The organism is Burkholderia anthina, from assembly GCF_001547525.1.
Classification (GTDB): domain Bacteria; phylum Pseudomonadota; class Gammaproteobacteria; order Burkholderiales; family Burkholderiaceae; genus Burkholderia; species Burkholderia semiarida.
The window spans coordinates 592,031-610,000 of record NZ_LNJP01000003.1 but is presented as its reverse complement, the minus strand read 5'-3'; the positions used below and the strand labels follow the sequence as shown (position 1 = coordinate 610,000).

At 68.8% G+C, this 17,970-nt stretch carries 16 protein-coding genes; 12 read left to right on the top strand and 4 right to left on the bottom strand.

Annotated features, from left to right (window positions below; translation table 11 throughout):
- Positions 1 to 180 precede the first annotated feature (180 nt).
- From WS64_RS23055 to WS64_RS23045, 3 genes are all read left to right on the top strand, one after another.
- Positions 181 to 969: an SDR family oxidoreductase gene (locus tag WS64_RS23055; RefSeq protein ID WP_060967795.1), complete on the top strand. Its 789-nt coding sequence runs from the start codon at positions 181 to 183 to the stop codon at positions 967 to 969.
- Positions 970 to 1,006: 37 nt separating this feature from the next.
- Positions 1,007 to 2,023, top strand: a complete 1,017-nt coding sequence (locus WS64_RS23050) for an NADP-dependent oxidoreductase (protein ID WP_059639844.1) — start codon at positions 1,007 to 1,009, stop codon at positions 2,021 to 2,023.
- A gap of 196 nt (positions 2,024 to 2,219) precedes the next feature.
- Positions 2,220 to 2,732: a hypothetical protein gene (locus tag WS64_RS23045; RefSeq protein ID WP_060967794.1), complete on the top strand. Its 513-nt coding sequence runs from the start codon at positions 2,220 to 2,222 to the stop codon at positions 2,730 to 2,732.
- Between the two features lie 46 nt (positions 2,733 to 2,778).
- Here the strand turns inward: WS64_RS23045 and WS64_RS23040 are convergent, their stop codons facing one another.
- From WS64_RS23040 to WS64_RS23025, 4 genes are all read right to left on the bottom strand, one after another.
- Positions 2,779 to 3,831 carry an AI-2E family transporter gene (locus tag WS64_RS23040; RefSeq protein ID WP_059573768.1) on the bottom strand — a complete coding sequence of 351 codons (1,053 nt, stop codon included), beginning with the start codon at positions 3,829 to 3,831 and terminating at the stop codon, positions 2,779 to 2,781.
- A 244-nt stretch (positions 3,832 to 4,075) separates the two neighbouring features.
- Entirely contained in the window at positions 4,076 to 4,660 is a 585-nt protein-coding gene (locus tag WS64_RS23035; RefSeq protein WP_059573769.1) for a BPSL1445 family SYLF domain-containing lipoprotein, read from the bottom strand.
- A 64-nt stretch (positions 4,661 to 4,724) separates the two neighbouring features.
- Positions 4,725 to 5,111 carry an ElaB/YgaM/YqjD family protein gene (locus tag WS64_RS23030; RefSeq protein ID WP_059573770.1) on the bottom strand — a complete coding sequence of 129 codons (387 nt, stop codon included), beginning with the start codon at positions 5,109 to 5,111 and terminating at the stop codon, positions 4,725 to 4,727.
- A 287-nt stretch (positions 5,112 to 5,398) separates the two neighbouring features.
- On the bottom strand, positions 5,399 to 7,270 hold the full coding sequence (locus tag WS64_RS23025) for an ExeM/NucH family extracellular endonuclease (protein ID WP_060967793.1): 1,872 nt from the start codon (positions 7,268 to 7,270) through the stop codon (positions 5,399 to 5,401).
- Between the two features lie 207 nt (positions 7,271 to 7,477).
- On the opposite strand from WS64_RS23025, the gene WS64_RS23020 reads away from it, so the two are divergent.
- The 9 genes from WS64_RS23020 to WS64_RS22980 all read left to right on the top strand — a co-directional run bounded on the left by WS64_RS23020 (position 7,478) and on the right by WS64_RS22980 (position 17,810).
- Positions 7,478 to 7,831, top strand: coding sequence for a YciI family protein (locus tag WS64_RS23020; protein WP_059573772.1), 354 nt, complete (start codon positions 7,478 to 7,480; stop codon positions 7,829 to 7,831).
- 125 nt (positions 7,832 to 7,956) lie between these two features.
- On the top strand, positions 7,957 to 8,376 hold the full coding sequence (locus WS64_RS23015) for a YciI family protein (RefSeq protein WP_059573773.1): 420 nt from the start codon (positions 7,957 to 7,959) through the stop codon (positions 8,374 to 8,376).
- A gap of 26 nt (positions 8,377 to 8,402) precedes the next feature.
- A complete protein-coding gene (locus WS64_RS23010; protein ID WP_059573774.1) occupies positions 8,403 to 8,819 on the top strand; it encodes a VOC family protein in 417 nt (138 codons plus the stop codon).
- Positions 8,816 to 10,084, top strand: a complete 1,269-nt coding sequence (locus WS64_RS23005; protein ID WP_060967792.1) for an RNA polymerase sigma factor — start codon at positions 8,816 to 8,818, stop codon at positions 10,082 to 10,084. The genes WS64_RS23010 and WS64_RS23005 overlap by 4 nt, the downstream gene beginning before the upstream one ends.
- Before the next feature lie 418 nt (positions 10,085 to 10,502).
- Positions 10,503 to 12,101 (top strand): ShlB/FhaC/HecB family hemolysin secretion/activation protein, encoded by a 1,599-nt coding sequence (locus WS64_RS23000; protein ID WP_081103898.1) that lies wholly within the window; start codon positions 10,503 to 10,505, stop codon positions 12,099 to 12,101.
- Positions 12,102 to 12,267: 166 nt separating this feature from the next.
- A complete protein-coding gene (locus WS64_RS35340; RefSeq protein WP_060967790.1) occupies positions 12,268 to 15,018 on the top strand; it encodes a filamentous hemagglutinin N-terminal domain-containing protein in 2,751 nt (916 codons plus the stop codon).
- 297 nt (positions 15,019 to 15,315) lie between these two features.
- Positions 15,316 to 15,738 carry a rubrerythrin family protein gene (locus WS64_RS22990; protein WP_059583052.1) on the top strand — a complete coding sequence of 141 codons (423 nt, stop codon included), beginning with the start codon at positions 15,316 to 15,318 and terminating at the stop codon, positions 15,736 to 15,738.
- Between the two features lie 126 nt (positions 15,739 to 15,864).
- Positions 15,865 to 17,202 carry a heterodisulfide reductase-related iron-sulfur binding cluster gene (locus WS64_RS22985; protein WP_060968560.1) on the top strand — a complete coding sequence of 446 codons (1,338 nt, stop codon included), beginning with the start codon at positions 15,865 to 15,867 and terminating at the stop codon, positions 17,200 to 17,202.
- A gap of 26 nt (positions 17,203 to 17,228) precedes the next feature.
- Positions 17,229 to 17,810: a DUF3501 family protein gene (locus WS64_RS22980; RefSeq protein WP_060967789.1), complete on the top strand. Its 582-nt coding sequence runs from the start codon at positions 17,229 to 17,231 to the stop codon at positions 17,808 to 17,810.
- The last annotated feature ends 160 nt before the right edge of the window (positions 17,811 to 17,970 follow it).

Below are 17,970 nucleotides of genomic sequence, written 5' to 3'. Positions count from 1 at the left end.
GTCGTGCCGGGCCGGTCCTGCTTGCGTCGCGCTTATCTCGATATACTCGCGCAAACGTGCGGTGCGCCGTCATGCCGGCGTACCGGTAACCGGCGCACGTCGGCCGGCGGCGGCCCGGCAGGCACGAAAACCCCGTCGCGGCAGCGTTCCGCGACGACGATTCACGACAGGAGCAGGCACATGACAACCGTTTCCCCGCGCCTCGCCGGCAAGTGCGCATACATCACGGGCGCCGCGGGCGGCCTCGGCCGCGCGATCGCGCGCCGGATGGTCGAGCAGGGCGCGCGCGTGTTCGTCACCGACATCGCGGAAGCGGCGGTGCTCGATGCGTTCGCGCAGGAACTCAACGCGGGCCATGCGACGCCGGTCGCGTTCGCCGCGACCCAGGACGTGCGCGACGAAGCGCGCTGGCAGGCGCTGCTCACGCAGGCGGTCGATGCGATGGGCGGGCTGTCGGTGCTGGTCAACAACGCGGGCGTCGGCTCGATCGGCTCGCCTGCGCAAATCGAGCTGGACGAGTGGCGGCGCGTGATGGCGATCAACGTCGAGAGCATCGTGCTCGGCTGCAAGCATGCGCTGTCGTATCTGGCCGAGAGTCACCCGGCGTCGATCATCAACATCTCGTCGGTCGCCGCGTTCAAGGTCGAACCGGATTTCACCGCGTACAACGCGTCGAAGGCGGCGGTCGCGTCGCTGACGAAATCGGTCGCGATCGACTGCGCGCGCCGCGAGATCGACGTGCGCTGCAATTCGATTCACCCGGCGTTCATCCGCACGGGGATCGTCGAGCCGCTGTTCCAGTCGCTCGGCGAACGCGACGCGACGCGCAAGCTCGCGCGCGGCATTCCGCTGCGCCGGCTCGGCGAGCCGGACGACGTCGCGCACGCGGCCGTCTATCTCGCATCCGACGAGAGCCGCTTCGTGACGGCCGCCGAACTCGTGATCGACGGCGGCATGTGCGCGGTCTGACGCGCATCCCGAACCACAACGATTGGAGGAGAACAGCATGTCGACACCCGTGAACCGCCAGCTGCTGCTGAAGACGCGCCCGGAAGGGCGGGTCGGCCGCGAACATTTTTCGCTCGTCGAGACGCCGGTGCCGGCGCTTGCCGACGGCGAGGTGCTCGTGCGCGTGCTGTATCTGTCGATGGACCCGACCAACCGCGTGTGGATGAGCGACGTGCCGCAGTACCTGCCGCCCGTCGCGATCGGCGAGGTGATGCGCGCGCTCGGTATCGGCCGCGTGGTCGCGTCGCGCAACGCGGAGTTCGCGGAAGGCGATCTCGTGCAGGGGCTCGTCGGCTGGCAGGACTACGCGGTCGTGCCGGCCGGGCAGGCCGCGCAGCTCGTGAAGCTGCCCGCGCAGTCGGGCCTGCCGCTGCCGACGCTGCTCGGCGCGTGCGGGATGAGCGGGCTGACCGCGTACTACGGGCTGACCGACATCGCGCCGGTGCAGCCGGGCGAAACGCTCGTCGTGTCGGCGGCGGCCGGCTCGGTCGGCTCGATCGCCGGGCAGATCGGCAAGATCCACGGCGCGCGGGTGGTCGGCATCGCGGGCGGCGCGGACAAGTGCCGCTACCTGACCGAGACGCTCGGCTTCGACGCGGCCGTCGACTACAAGGCCGACGATTTCCGCCAGCAACTGAAGGCGGCGACGCCGGACGGCGTGCACGTGAACTTCGAGAACGTCGGCGGCGAGGTGATGCGCGCGGTGCTGTCGCGGATGGTGATCGGCGGGCGCGTCGCGCTGTGCGGCGTGATCTCGAACTACAACAGCGGCCGCGCGGCCGACGACGTCGGCGTGCTGATCTCGAAGCGGCTGACGATGCGCGGCTTCCTGATCCTCGACTACCGCAAGAGCCGCGAAGCCGTGCAGACGCTCGCGGGCTGGCTGCGCGACGGCCGGCTCAAGGCCGAGGAAACCGTGGCCGATGGGCTCGAAAACGCGCCCGACGTGCTGAACCGGCTGTTCGACGGCGACCATCGCGGCAAGCTCGTACTGCGGGTCGACCCGGACGCGTGACGGGCGTGCAACGCCGTTCGCATCGGGCCGCGGGGCGATGTCGATTGCGCTGAGTTCGATCAACCCGGCTGCAGTTTAGGACTTGTCCCATATATTGTCCGGGCCGCTCTCCCTAAAGTGATTGCCAGCAGACAGGCGGCGTGACCCACGCGTCACGCCGCCTGTTTTTCTGGTGACGCGGCAGAGGAGAGGAAACATGCGGAACAACGCGAAGCGGTCGGGATCGGCAGCGGCATCGCGCGCCGGGGGCGTACGGAGGATGGTGATCGGGCTCGGTGTCGTACTCGCGATGTCGACTGCCATGTCGAACGCGATGGCAGCCGGGCAGCCCGCGCCGGATGGCGTCGTGCGGTTCACCGGCTCGCTCGTCGATCTCTACGACGTGACGCTCGATGCCCCGGCGGGCGTGCTCGTCGATGCACGGGAGACGGCCAACGACGCGGCAACGGCCACGCTCCGGTTCGATGCGCATGGCCGGCGCTTGCCCGGTGCGCAGGTGGCGCTGGTCGGGCCCGACGGCGCGCCGTTCGCGCCGGACGGCGGCGCGTCGGTGCGCGCAACGTGGCGCGATGCGCACGCCGGGCAAAGCGTGCGGCTGGCGCCGGGCCAGGTTCAGCGCGTCGGCCCGTATGGCGGCGTGATGACGATTGCGGCGGATGAAGCAACGGGCGCCGTGGCGCCCGTCGTGATCCATATCCGTCATCCCTGAGCGGCGATCTCCGCCCGCATGCGGAGCGCCGGCGGACGGACGCGAGTCATTCGCCGTGTTCGGCCCGTGCGTAGATGTCCCAGCTCGCCATGAACAGCGCGGCGACGAGCGGCCCGATCACGAAGCCGTTGATGCCGAACAGCGCCATTCCGCCGAGCGTCGAGATCAGCACGACCCAGTCGGGCATCTTCGTGTCCTTGCCGACGAGGATCGGGCGCAGCAGGTTGTCGACGAGGCCGATCACGCCGACGCAGAACGCGACGAGGATCACGCACTTCCAGACCGCGCCGATCATCAGGAAGTAGAGCGCGGCCGGCACCCACACGAGGCTCGCGCCGATCGCGGGCAACAGCGACAGGAACGCCATCAGCGCGCCCCACAGCACGACGCCCTCGATCCCGAGGATCCAGAAGATCAGGCCGCCGAGCGCGCCCTGCACGAGCGCGACCGCGATGTTGCCCTTTACGGTCGCGCGCACGACGGTCGTGAATTTCGCGAGCAGCAGGTTCTTGTGCTCTTCGTCGAGCGGCAGCGCGCGCCGCACGCGGCGGCCGATCTCGCCGCCGTCGCGCAGCAGGAAGAACACCATGTACAGCATCACGCCGAAGCTCACGACGAACTGGAACGTGTTCTGGCCGATGCTGAGCGCCTGGGTGGCCGCGAACTGGCTGATCTGCGCGGCGCCGTCGGTCAGCTTCTTCTGGATGCCCGGGATGTTGGTCAGCCCGTATTTCTGCAGCAGGTTCTGGATCGACGTCGGCAGCGCGTGAATGATGTCGTGGAAGTACTGCGAATAGTTCGGCTGGGCGTCCTTGAGCTCCTGGTACACGTACGCGATTTCCTGCACGAGCGTGGCCGTGACGAACACGAGCGGCAGGATCACGATCAGGATGATCAGCGACATCGTGACGAGCGCGGCCAGATTGCGGCGCTTGCCGAAGCGCGCGGCCAGCCAGCGCTGCACGGGCTGGAACAGGATCGCGAGAATGGTGCCCCAGAAGACGGCGCCGGAGAACGGCGCGAGGATCCAGCAGAGTCCGACGGTAACCGCGAACAGCAGGAAATAGAAGAATTTTTGGTGATCGTGTCCGCTATCCATGGGTGCATTCGCGCAGATTGATGCGTGGTTTGATTGAATCTCGTTGCCCCGCGCGCGATCGGTTCGCGAACGTCACGGGTTCGCGGAGCAACGCGCCGCGGCCATCCGCGGGGCGGCCCATGCGGAGTATGCCCGCAAAGGTGCCGCCATCATAGCCGCTGCGTGACGCACATGCGAAAACGCCGCGGCCGGGGCCGCGGCGCTGCCGGGAAGCGAACGCGGCGCGAGGCCGCGTGCGGCGTCGTCAGATGTTGAGCTTGGTGACCTTGGTGCCGTTCACCGACAGGTCGCCCATCAGGCCTGCATTGGTCAGAATCAGCACTTCCACCGGGGCGGTGGCCGTGTTGGAGTCGACCGCACCGTTCGCGCCGACCTTCACGACCGCGACCGACGCGTCGGCGCCGGCCGACCAGCCGTCGGACTTGCGGAACGAGTCGAGCGCATCCTGCGTCATGAAGAGGAACACGACCGCCTTCGACTGCGCGCCGGCCTGCAGGCCGACCGACAGCGACGACGTGTTGTAGTAGCCGACGGTGCTGCCGCCGACGCGCAGCGCGCCGTTGCCGGACTGGGCGCCGACGATGAAGCCGGCTTGCAGCACGTTCGGGAACACGAGGACGCCGCGCGCCTTCGAGACGAGGTCGCGCGAACCCGGCACCGTCGAATACAGACGCGACAGCGTCGCGTTCACGCTGGCGTCGATCGATTGACGCTTGGACGCGCTGGCTGCGGCGGTATCGGGTTTGTCGGACGTGGTCGTGCAGCCGGCGAGGGCGAGGCTGCCGAGCATCACGGCGGCGGCGGCTTTCATGGCGAGGGACTTCTGCATGGCGATTCTCCTTCGTTGTCTGATTGATGACGGGCGGGGCGGGCGGCGGTGCACGCGGCCCCGTTCAACGGCGGGAAAGGAGCAGGCCCGCGACGAAGGCGAGGCCCGCGACGACGCCGGCGGTTTGCCACGGGTTCTCGTGCACGACCTGCGACACGCGCTCGGCCGAATCGCGCAGCCGGGCGGCCGCGCTGCCCGACGCGTAGTCGAGCGCGCCGCGCGCTTCATCGAGCCGGGCTTGCACGCGCTTGCGCAGCGCGGCGATATCGCCATCGCCATCGTTTTTCAGCAGATCTTCCAGTTCATCGACCAGCCCGCGCAGATCGTCGGTCACGTCGGCATGCAGATCGCGGGCAGCCGCGCGCGTCGTGCGGCCCACGCGCCGGCCGGTGCGGCGGATATCGGACAGGCCGCGGTCCAGCTTGTGTTCGATCGAGTCGGTAAGCGCCATGGTGTTTATCCTCCTTTGATTCCAGGCCCATTTTGAAGATAAGACGAATCCCAGCAACCCATGTGATTCACTTCCTCCCATTGAGTTTCGAGACAAATTTTCAATTCGTCGGCAGGATCGCCGGGAAAGCCCGCCGCGCGGGGCCGCGCAGCGCTTGAAAAAATTTCGCGTCTCGGGATGAAGCAGCGTGTCGAGCAGCAGGTCGCAGTGAAGGTCCGGTAAATATGGCGTCGCCACGGGCATCAGGTAAATAGTGCCATTGCAGGCTGGATGCTGATGCAAATGCACTACTCGACGCCCGAGCGATGCGCACGATTCGTGCCTGCTGCCGGTGGCGCGGCGCCCCGATCCAGCGCGATGTCGATGACGAGGGGATCGTGATCCGACGAGCGGTATGCATCGGGTGCGTAATAAGCCGACCGCCGTGCGGCGGTTTTGTAATCGGGCACGGGTTGCAGCGCAACCGGTTCGTCCGCGTTGATGTGCCAGAACCGTACGGCCTTCACGCGCGCGTCGAGCGGCGGCGTGGCAAGCGCATGGTCGATATTGCCGGCCTCGCCGCGAAATACGTAGCTGTACGCAGCATCGCCGACGAAGCGGGCGACCAGGTTCGTGTAGCCGCGCGCTTCGAGCGTGCGAACCGGGTCTTCCTTCGCATAACTGTTCAGATCGCCGATCAGCAGCACGCCGCCGGCCGCGATGCCCGTCGGCGAGGTGGCGAGCCAGTCGGCGAGACGCGCGGCCGCCTGCGTGCGCGCCGCATTCCAGCAACCCTGCCCGTCGGACTGGTCGAGATCGACGCCGCTCGCATGCGGGCAGTTCTTCGACTTCAGGTGATTGACCGCGACCGTGAACGTGCGTGTGCCGTTGATGCGCCGGAACGTCTGCGCGAGCGGTGGGCGGTGGCGGCGGCCAAGCGAGACGGTGGCGGCGCGCCCGATCGGCTCGACCGCGCGGCTGTCGTACAGCAGCGCGACGGCGATTGCATCGCGGCCCAGCCGCGCGGTGCCGGGGGCGACCGCGCGCCAGCCGTCGCCGAGCTGCGCGGCGAGCCGACGGATGGCGCTCGCGTCGCCGTGGCCGTTGTTCGCGATCTCCATCAGCCCGATCACGTCGGCGCGCAGCGCGCGCAACGCCGCGACGATTTTCGCTTCCTGCCGCGCGAACGCGGCGGGCGTTTTCGCGCCGCGGTTGGCCGGCGCGTCGAATCCGCCGCCGTGGCCGTCGCCGTTGAAATAGTTGAAGACGTTGAACGACACGATGCGCACGTCGGCACCGGGATGCCGGGCCGGTGCCGCGGTACGCGGGTTCGCGGCGGCCTCGAATACGGGCGCCGCGCCGGCCACCGGTTGCAGCCGCCATGTGCCGTAGCGCAGCTCGAGCACGCCTTCGACACCGCGTACCGTGTAGCCCGCGCGCAGCGTGTTGGCGGCGCTCAGTGCGGGCGGCGGATAGCGGACGACCGCCGGGTCGCGGCGGTTCGAACCGTCGTCGAGCACGATGCGGTTCAGCGCGTTGGCCGCGGCGTGCGCGGCGGCGTCGGCCGGCGGCGCGACCTGGGTCGGCGCGCGCAGCCGGCCGTTGCTCAGCACGATGCTGCCGTAGCGGCCGAGTTCGTAGGTATCGCTGACCGTCAACGTTTGCGGCAGGCGTACGCGCATGGCTTCGTGCGCGGCGAGGACGGCGGGCGACGCGACCGGCAGCGTGAGCACTGCCGGGGTGACCGTCTGCCCGCGCGCGCAGACGGCCACGTCGCCCGACAGCGTGAGTTGCGTCCGGCCGTATTTCTCGTCGATCTTGCCGGTGATATGCACGAGATCGCCGGGCGCCACGCGCGCGTTCGGTGCGTAGACGAACAGGCCTTCCGGCACGCCCGGCCGGTGTTGGCGTTGTGCGTCGGCCTGCTGGACGAAGAAGCCGCCCAGGCCGTCGGCGCCGCCGAACGCCGCGGTGACGACCGCTTCGATCGACGCCGTTTGCCCGGCGAGCGGCGACGGGCCGCCCGCGCGCCGGATTTCGGCGATCGCCGTGGCGGCGCCGCCGCAGCCGCTGCTGACGGGCAGCGCGGCGGCGGCCGGCCGGGCGAAGAGCGCCTTGGGCGGCATGACGGACAACACCACGAACAGCACGACGGCAAACAGGGGAAGCGGGCGTGACATGAGACGGTCCACAGGATGAAAATCCGACAGTTCGGGACCGCATCTTGAAGGCAAAATGTCGGGCCGCGGCCGAAATGGCCGTCCGGCCAGTGCCGCTTGGCCAACGATGCGGCAAGCCGCTCCGCGGCTGTTACGCTTTCGCACCGCGCGTCGTGTGCCGCTCGCCCGGCGCAGGCCGCCGCGCCCCGTCCCCCACAGGAGAAATCCATGTCTTACATGCTGTTGATTGTCGAACCGACCGAACAGCGCGCCGAGCGCACGCTCGACGAAGGTCAGGCGCTCTATGCGCGGATGGTCGAGTTCGCCGAGTCGCTGAAGGCGCGCGGCGTGCTGCGCGGCGTCGAGTCGCTCGAGCGCTCCGAGCGCGGCACGCGCGTGCAGGTGCGCGACGGCGAGACGCGCCTGCTCGACGGCCCGTTCGCCGAGGCGAAGGAGATGGTCGGCGGCTTCTTCCTCGTCGACGTCGACACGCGCGAGGAAGCGATCGAGATCGCGCGCCAGTGCCCGGCCGCGCAATGGTGCACGGTCGAGGTGCGCGCGGTCGGCCCGTGCTTCCTGTGAGCGTCGCGACTCCGTATTTACCCTGATTTGTCGTGGCGCGTGTCGATCCGGCCGTCGTTCGGCCGTCGTCCGGGTAAGGCGCCGCGGAACGGGCGTCGCCTTCCACCGACGACAAGGAGCAAACGATGCGATTCATGATCATGATCCGGGCGAACGCCGTCAGCGAATCCGACGCGTTGCCGGACAACCGGCTGGTCGAGGCGATGACGGTCTATCACGAGGAACTCGCGAAAGCCGGCGTGCTGCTCGACGCCAACGGCCTGAGGCCGAGCGCCCATGGCTGGCGCGTGCGCTACGCGGGCGGCAAGGGCACGGTGATCGACGGCCCGTTCGCCGAGACGAAGGAGCTGATCGCCGGCTATACGCTGATCCAGGTGCGCTCGCGCGACGAGGCGCTCGAATGGACGCGCCGGTTTCCCGCGCCGTTCGGCGCCGAGCTCGATTGCGAGATCGAGGTGCGGCCGCTGTTCGAGCTCGACGACCTCACGCCGAGCGACGCGGTCGAGCGGTTCCGCGATCTCCACGTCGGCCGCAGCCACGCCTGAATCCAACCTCACCGGGAGCACCCGTCATGCACAAGATGGTTTTCATCAACCTGCCGGTAGCCGACCTGCCGCGCGCGAAGACGTTCTACCAGGCGCTCGGCTTCGAAGTCGTGCCGGCCTATACCAACGATCAGGCCGCCTGCATCAAGATCAGCGACGCGATCTTCGCGATGCTGCTCGTGCGGCCGTTTTTCCAGACCTTCACCGACAAGACCATCATCGATCCGGCCACGCACATCCAGGTGTTGTCGTGCCTGTCGTGCGACAGCCGTGCCGAAGTCGACGGGCTCGTCGCGAAGGCGCTGGCGGCCGGCGGGGCCGCGCCGCAGGCGCCGCGCGAGTACCCGAACATGTACGGCCACGGGTTCACCGATCCCGACGGCCACACGTGGGAGCTGATGGCCATGCCGCTGGAGGCGTCCGCCCAGGGGCAGGCGTCGTGACGCATGAGGCGACGCATCGTGCGATCGAGGCGGTCTGGCGAATCGAGGCGCCGAAGATCATCGCGCGCGCCGCGCGCGTGGTGCGCGACGTCGGCGTGGCCGAGGAGCTGGCGCAGGACACGCTCGTCGCCGCGCTCGAGCACTGGCCCGTCGACGGCGTGCCCGACAACCCGGCCGCGTGGCTGATGACGGCCGTGAAGCGTCGCGCGCTCGACCGGGTCCGGCAGGAGTCGCTTCATGCGGCGAAGCGCGACCAGCTCGGTCACGAGATGGACGCGCTCGACGCGCATGTCGTCCCCGACATCGCGGACGCGCTCGCCGACGCGCGCGACGACGACATCGGCGACGATCTGCTGCGGCTGATCTTCACGTCGTGCCACCCGGTGCTGTCGACCGACGCGCGCGTCGCGCTGACGCTGCGGCTGCTGGGCGGCCTGACGACGGGCGAGATCGCGCGTGCGTTCCTGACGCCCGAGCCGACGATCGCGCAGCGGATCGTGCGCGCGAAGCGCACGCTCGCGGCGGCGCACGTGCCGTTCGAGGTGCCGGCCGCCGATGCGCGGCCCGCGCGGCTCGCGTCGGTGCTCGAAGTGATCTACCTCGTGTTCAACGAAGGTCATGCGGCGACGGCGGGCGACGACTGGATGCGTCCGGCGCTATGCGACGAGGCGTTGCGGCTCGGCCGCGTGCTGGCCGGGCTCGCGCCGGACGAAAGCGAAGTGCTCGGGCTCGTCGCGCTGATGGAGCTGCAGGCGTCGCGCATGCACGCACGCATCGATGCGCAGGGCCGGCCCGTGCTGCTGCTCGACCAGGACCGCAGCCGCTGGGATCCGTTGCTGATCCGGCGCGGCCTCGCGGCACTGGAGCGGGCGACGAAGCTCGGCGGCGTGCGCGGGCCGTATGCGCTGCAAGCCGCGCTCGCCGCGTGTCACGCGCGTGCGCGGCAGGCGGCGGACACGGACTGGGCGCAGATCGTCGCGCTGTACGACGCGCTTGCCGAAGTCGCGCCGTCGCCGGTCGTCGAGCTGAATCGCGCGGTGGCGGTGGGGATGGCGTTCGGGCCGGCCGCGGCGCTCGAACTCGTCGACGTGCTGCGCGACGATCCGGCGCTCGCGCGCTATCACTGGCTGCCGAGCGTGCGCGGCGATCTGCTCGCGAAGCTCGGCCGCGCCGACGAGGCCAAGCTGGAATTCCGCCGCGCGGCGGAACTGACGCGCAACGAGCGCGAGCGCGAATTGCTGCTCAAGCGCGCGATGGATGCGTGAGCGCAAGCGCGCGTCGCCGATGTGCGTCCGGCGTTCCAATCCGACTGATTCGGGTGCGACGACGCTTGACGCTCGCAGCCAACCCAATCAAGCCAATGTCCCGACGAGATCACTGAAATGTCCTATTTGCTCGATTGAGATAATGGGACAAATACGAATTTAATTTCAAGACGTTGTTTTGGCTTGAACGTCGATTATTCGACTCCGCATAATCCGCGCTTGATTCACGGGCCGCGAGATTGGCAGGATTCGAGTGTTAAGGACATTTAACAAAAAATGCAGTGATCCGACTCGGTCCGCCGAGGCGCAGCGCGCCGCTGCATTTATCGCATTCACAGCTCGCGCGCTATGTGCCGCGAGTCTGCCGGCGTTTGCCGTTGCCGCGACGGCGCGGACACCGGAGTCCGGCGCGCAGCCCATGAGTGCGCCGCGATACCAGGCGCAACAGCTCGACGAGCTCAGGCAGCAGATGCTCGACCGGCCGGACGTGCTGTCCGCGAAGGCGTCGAGCAAATCCGATACGCTTCGCTTCCCCGCGGAAACACCGTGTTTCGATATTCATGCGATCGAGTGGCGGGGCGCCGATGCTTTTCCGTGGCTGCCCGACGCCGTGCCGATCAAGCGCGCGTGCATCGGCCAGAACGGCTTGAGCCTGCTGCGCGAGTGGGTCGGGCGGCGTCTCGTCGCGCGCGGCTACATCACGTCGCTCGTCAGCATTCCGCCGCAGGATCTGTCGACCGGCCGCCTGATCGTCGAGGTGCTGCCCGGCCGCATCGGCGCGATCGACGATGCGCGCGGCCGGCTCGGCTGGACGCCCATCGTGTTTCCGCGCGGCGCGCATGCGTTGCTGAACGTGCGCGATCTCGATCAGGCGCTCGAGAACGTGCGCCGCCTGCCCGGCCAGGCGGCCACCGCATTCGATCTGGTGCCCGGCGCGTTGACGGGCGACACCGACATCGTCGTCCGCCATCCGGACGATGCGCGCCGCATTCGTTTCGTCGCGACGGCCGACAACGGCGGGCTGGACGCAACCGGCCGCGACCAGCTCGGCGCGATCGTGTCGATCGATTCGCCGCTGCGGCTCTACGATCAACTGATCGTCACCTACAACACCGACGCCGCGCTGCGCAACAAGTCGCTCGGCTCGCAGGCAAAAAGCGCCGCATGGAACGTGCCGATCGGTTATGCGTCGTTTTCGCTCGGCGTCAGCGAATGGTCGAGCCGGCAGACGCTGGTGGCCGATCTGCCCGGCGTGGTCGTGCCGCCGTTCGGCCAGCGGACCCGCCGCTATGAAGCCGGCGTCGGCTACGTGCCGTATCGCTCCGGCCACGGCAAGACCACGCTGCGCTTCAGGCTCGCCCGCCGCGAGGATCGCTCGTGGTTCGGTCCGATCGAACTCGACGTGTTCCGTCATGACATCGTCAGCTACGAAGTGAGCGCGGCGCATCGCGAGAAGTTCGCGCGCGCGACCGTCGACGCGAGCGTCGGCATGCGCGCCAGCCTCGCCGGGTTGAGCGCCTTCCCCGGGCGCGTCAACGGACAGACCGGATGGGACGGCCGCTATCGCGTGTACACCGCGGCGCTCGGCGCCGACGCGCCGTTCCGGATCGGCGCGCGTCCGTTCGGCTATCGCGGCTTCCTCCAGCTCCAGTACGCGCCCGGCGCGCTGCCGTCGACCGAATACCTGCAGATCGGCGGCCGCTACACGGTGCGCGGCTTCGACGGCAACCGGACGCTCGCGGGAGACAGCGGCTGGTTCTGGCGCAACGAGCTGGCCACGCCGTGGTTCGGCGCGCAGGAGGCTTATGTCGCGCTCGACGCCGGGCTCGTCACGGGCGCGGGTTCGCGCGAAGGCGCGGGCCGGGAAGGGCGCACGCTGATCGGCGCCGCGCTCGGCGTGCGCGGCGGCTACCGGATGTTCGGCTACGACGTCGCGCTCGGCATGCCGCTTCGCAAGCCCGGCGCGCTGCGAACCGCCCAACCCACGTTCGATGTGTCCGTCACGAGCCGTTTCTGATCGCGGCGGCGTGCAGCCGTGCCCCGAGCCGCCGAACCCCTGAACCTCACGGAGGCAATCACCATGTAAGTACGCACGCTCATCCAGCGGCCGATCGACGGACCGGCCAGGCCCGGCGTGGCTTGCGCCGCGCCCGCTTTTTCATCTACAGGAAACCGAGAAGACCATGAAACGTCAACACCATCACCGCCCGCGCGCGGCTACGCCATCCGCGCGCACCACGCTCGCCGCGGCGCTGACGCTCGCGATGCCGATCCTCGCGGCGCAGCCGACGTTCGCGCAACCGCCGCTCGTCGTCGATCCGAACGCCGCCAATCGCCCGATCCTCGGCGTCGCGCCGAACGGTACGCCGCTCGTCGACATCAACGCACCGGACGCCGCGGGCATTTCCGCGAACCGCTTCCTCGACTACAACGTCGGTTCGAAGGGGCTTGTGCTGAACAACAGCGTGAATGGCGCGAACACGCAACTGGCGGGCGGCATCGACGGCAACGCGCGGCTCGGCGGCCGATCGGCGCAGGTCATCCTGAACCAGGTGACGGGCGGCAACGCGTCGATGCTGGCGGGGGCCACGGAAGTCGCGGGCCAGCAGGCGCGCGTGATCGTCGCGAACCCGAACGGAATCAGCGTGAACGGCGCGAGCTTCATCAACGCGAACCGCGTGTCGCTCGTCGCGGGCACGACGGAATTTGACGAGGACGGCCATGTCGCACGGTTCCGGACGGAGAACGGGCGCATCACGATCGATGGCGCGGGGCTTGACGCGCGCAATCTGGATCAGCTCGATCTCGTGTCGCGCGGCCTGAAGGTGAACGCCGCGTTGCAAGCGAAGAAGCTGGTCGCGGTCGCGCAGCAAGGCACGGCGGCCATCGAGAATCCTCAGGCGATGTCGTTCGATGCATCGACGAGCGGGGAGGCGCCGCGCGTCGCGATCGACGTGTCGCAGCTCGGCAGCGTGCATGGAGAGGATTCGATCGTCATGCGCGGCACGTCGGCGGGCGTCGGCATCAATATCTCGGGCAAGGTCGAGGCGCTCACGGGTTCGATCAAGTTGCTGTCGGATGGCCGGGTCCGGCTTTCGAACGGCGGATCGCTGAACGCGGGGACGCTTTCGGTTCCGTCCGGGCTGCAGTTGGGCGGAAACTGGACGGACGATGGCGAGGCGACGAAGCCGCCGGTGAGCCCGGAGCCGCCGGTCGCGGAAACGAAGCCGCCGGTGAGCCCGGAGCCGCCGGTCGCGGAAACGAAGCCGCCGGTGAACCCGGAGCCGCCGGTCGCGGAAACGAAGCCGCCGGTGAACCCGGAGCCGCCGGTCGCGGAAACGAAGCCGCCGGTAAACCCGGAACCGCCGGTCGCGGAAACGAACCCGAAACTCGTCGTCGACCCGGCCGCCGCCAATCGCCCGATTCTCGGCGTCGCGTCGAACGGCACGCCGCTCGTCGACATCAACGCGCCGGACGTCGCGGGCATTTCCGCGAACCGCTTCCTCGACTACAACGTCGGTTCGAAGGGGCTCGTGCTGAACAACAGCGTGAATGGCGCGACCACGCAACTGGCGGGCGGCATCGACGGCAACGCGCGGCTCGGCGGACGATCGGCGCAGGTCATCCTGAACCAGGTGACAGGCGGCAACGCGTCGGTGCTGGCCGGGGCCACGGAAGTCGCGGGCCAGCAGGCGCGCGTGATCGTCGCGAACCCGAACGGAATCAGCGTGAACGGCGCGAGCTTCATCAACGCGAACCGCGTGTCGCTCGTCGCGGGCACGACGGAATTCGACGAGGACGGTCATGTCGCACGGTTCCGGACCGACAACGGTCGCATCGCGATCGAAGGCGCCGGGCTCGACGCACGTGACGCGAACCAGCTCGATCTCGTGTCGCGCGGCCTGAAGGTCGACGCGGCGGTGCAAGCGAAGAAGCTCGTCGCGATCGCGCATCAAGGCACGGCGGCGATCGAGCAATCGAACCGGCAGACGCTTTCCGGCGCGGCAAGCGGCAAGGCGCCGGCCGCGGCGATCGACGTGTCCGAAGCGGGCAGCCTGCGGGCGGACGAGATCGCGCTGATCGGCGCGTCGGCGAAAACCGGCGTCAGGATCGCCGGCACGGTCGACGCGTCGGCCGGCAGCGTGTCGCTCGCATCGAGCGGCAAGGCGACGGTCGAGTCCAGCGGGCGGCTGCAAGGCGGGGCATTGTCGGTTTCGAGCGCGCTCGACAATCACGGCACGGTCAGCGGCGGTATCGTCGACGTGGCCGGCCGCCTCGACAACGACGGCTCCGTGCACGGGCGCAGCGTCAGAGTGGCCGGCAACGTGACCAATGCCGGCACGCTGCACAGCGACGGCGCGCTCGAGATCGATGGCCGGCTGAGCAACGTCGACGCCGACAGCGTCGTCAGCGGGCGCGACGTTCGGGTCACGGGCAACACGACCAACAACGGCACGCTGCGTGCGCAGAAGCTGCTTGCCGCGATGGGCAACGTGGCCAACGGCGGCATGATCGACGGCGGCGACGTCAAGGTCATGGGCAACACGACCAACAACGGCACGCTGCGTGCGCAGAAGCTGCTTTCCGCGATGGGCAACGTGGCCAACGGCGGCATGATCGACGCCGGCGACGTCAAGGTCATGGGCAACACGACCAACAACGGCACGCTGCGTGCGCAGAAGCAGCTTGCCGCGATGGGCAACGTGACCAACGGCGGCACGATCGACGCCGGCGACGTCAAGGTCATGGGCAATGTGACCAACAACGGCACGTTGCACGGCGGCGATTCGGTGTTCGTGGCCGGCCGCCTGTACAACGGGTGGTCGGGCGTCACGAGCAGCCACGGCAACGTGTCGAGCGTGGGCCGTGCGTCGGGGCCGGGGCGCATCGTCAGCTACATGGCGCGTCCGTTGCCTGCCGACGAGGTTCGGTAAACGTCGGTTGCCCGGTCCGCGCGCGGCGGGCCGGGCACGCATCGCGCCCGCGGCGGGATTTTTCCCTGCGCGGCGCGATGCCTCGCCGGTCGTGCGGCATGCCGCACGCGCATTCGCACGACCGTTCGCCCCGCCATCGGTCGATCGCTATCGCCCGCATTGAAAAAGCCTATTGGGTGATGCGGACGCGAGCGCCTAGATTGAAGAGCACGATGCGCGCCCGGCGCGGCATCGTTCCCCACATATCTGATCGGCCCGGCGTCGCACGCGGCCGCGCCGACTCGAACGGAGGCGCAAATGGCTCAACTCAAGGGCAGCAAAACCGAAGCCAACCTGAAGGCCGCATTCGCGGGCGAATCGCAGGCGAACCGGCGCTATCTGTATTTCGCTTCGAAGGCCGACGTCGAGGGGCAGAACGACGTCGCCGCGCTGTTCCGCTCGACCGCCGAAGGCGAAACCGGCCATGCGCACGGTCACCTCGAATATCTCGAAGCAGTCGGCGATCCGGCGACGGGCTTGCCGTTCGGCTCGTCGCGGCTGAACCTCGAATCGGCGATCGCCGGCGAAACGCACGAATACACCGACATGTATCCGGGCATGGCGAAGGCGGCGCGCGAAGAAGGCTTCGACGAAATCGCGAACTGGTTCGAGACGCTCGCGAAGGCCGAACGCAGTCACGCTAACCGCTATACGAAGGCGCTGGACGCACTCGTCGACTGACGCGGCCGCCTGCAAGGCCGCACGGCCCGGTCGGAAAATTTCGCCGGCCGGCGGCCGTGCGCCGCTCGCTGCCCGCACTACACGGGCGGCGCGTCCGCGCGCATGCGCGCCACGCTGGAGGGCCCCATGCCCCACAAGGAAGGCAGTCTCGAAGCGCCGACCCGGCATCCGCTCGACTGGCAGTCCGAAGCATTCTACGACCAGGCCGCGATCGACGCAGAAATGACGCGCGTATTCGACATCTGCGCCGGCTGCCGGCGCTGCGTGTCGCTGTGCGGCGCGTTTCCGGCGCTGTTCGATCTGGTCGACGACACGGCGGCGGGTGACGTCGAGGAAGTGCCGAAGGCTGCGTTCGGCAAGGTCGTCGACCAGTGCTACCTGTGCGACCTCTGCTACATGACGAAATGCCCGTACGTGCCGCCGCACGCATGGAACGTCGATTTCCCGCACCTGATGCTGCGCGGCAAGGCGGCGCGTTACAAGCGCGGCGAAGCGACGCTGCGCGACAAGGTGCTGTCGAATACCGATGCGCTCGGCCATTTCGCCGGCATTCCGGTCGTCACGCAGGCGGTCAACGCGGTGAACCGCACGCCGCCCGCGCGCCATGCGCTCGAAGCGGCGCTCGGCGTCGATCGCCACGCGTGGCTGCCGGAATTCGCACCGCGCAAGTTCCGGCGCGCCGCTCGGCGCTCGGACGGCCCGCCGGTGCGCGACGGCGAGCGCACGCCCGGCAAGGTCGCGATCTACGCGACGTGCTACGTGAATTTCAACGAGCCGGGGATCGGCCACGACCTGCTCGCGATCCTCGCGCACAACGAGATCCCGTACGAGCTCGTCGCGCGCGAAGCCTGCTGCGGGATGCCGTTGCTCGAGCAGGGCAATCTCGACGGCGTCGCCGCGAAGAAGGCGGTGAACATTCCGGTGCTCGAGCGCTATGCGCGCGAAGGCTATGCGCTGATCGGCGCGATCCCGAGCTGCGTGCTGATGTACAAGAGCGAGCTGCCGCTGATGTTCCCCGGCGACGCAGCCGTGCGCGCGGTGGCCGACGCGTTCTGGGATCCGTTCGAATACGTGATCGCGCGGCATCGCGACGGGCTGCTGAAGACCGATTTCAAGACGGGCCTCGGCACCGTGTCGTATCACGTGCCGTGCCATGCGCGCGTGCAGAACATCGGCCGCAAGACGGCCGATGCACTGTCGCTCGTGCCCGACACGCGCGTGAACGTCGTCGAGCGCTGCTCGGGCCACGCGGGCACGTTCGGCGTGAAGAAGGCATTCCATGCGGACGCGATGCGGATCGGTGCGCCCGTGTTCAAGGCGATGGCCGAGCCTCGGCCGGATGTCGTGTCGTCCGACTGCGCGCTCGCCGGCCATCACATCGTGCAGGGCATCGACGAGAACGGGCTGCCGCCGGCGCCGCTCGCGCATCCGCTGACGCTGCTGCGCCGCGCGTACGGCGTCTGAGCTGCCGGCCATCCACGAGGACATCCATGACGCTGACCCGCGACTCCCTGCTGACGCTCGAAGCGTACGCGAAGATCCGCAAGGCCGAACACGCGCGGCTCGTCGCGTACAAGCGCCGCCGCGCGGTGGCGCTCGGCAACCACCTGCGTTTCCTGTTCGAGGACGAGACGACGATCCGCTACCAGATCCAGGAGATGCTGCACATCGAGAAGATCTTCGACGAGGCCGGCATCGAAGCCGAGCTCGACGCGTATCTGCCGCTGGTGCCCGACGGCACCAACCTGAAGGCGACGATGCAGATCGAGTACGAGCACGAGATCGAACGGCGCGCGGCGCTCGCGCGGCTGATCGGGGTCGAGGATCGCGTCTACCTGCGGGTCGACGGGCACGCGAGCGTCTACGCGATCGCCGACGAGGATCTCGAGCGCGACAACGCCGAGAAGACGTCGGCCGTGCACTTCGTCCGCTTCGAGTTCGATGCGTCGATGCGCGCGGCGCTCAAGGGCGGGGCGGCGCTGTCGATCGGCTGCGATCACCCGGCCTATACGATGCCGGCGCAGCGTGTCGACGCGGACGTGGCCGCGTCGCTGGCCGGCGATCTGCGCTAGCGCGTGAACGGGCCCCCAAGGGCTACCCGCCACCGCCGCGCGCTGCCCGCCACGCCGGCTTCCTCCTTTCCGTTCCGGCCTGCAACGGCCGCGCCACATGCCGCGCGGCGCGGCCGCTTGCCGGTCCCCGCGAAGATGTAACAAGCGTGACGGATTTGCA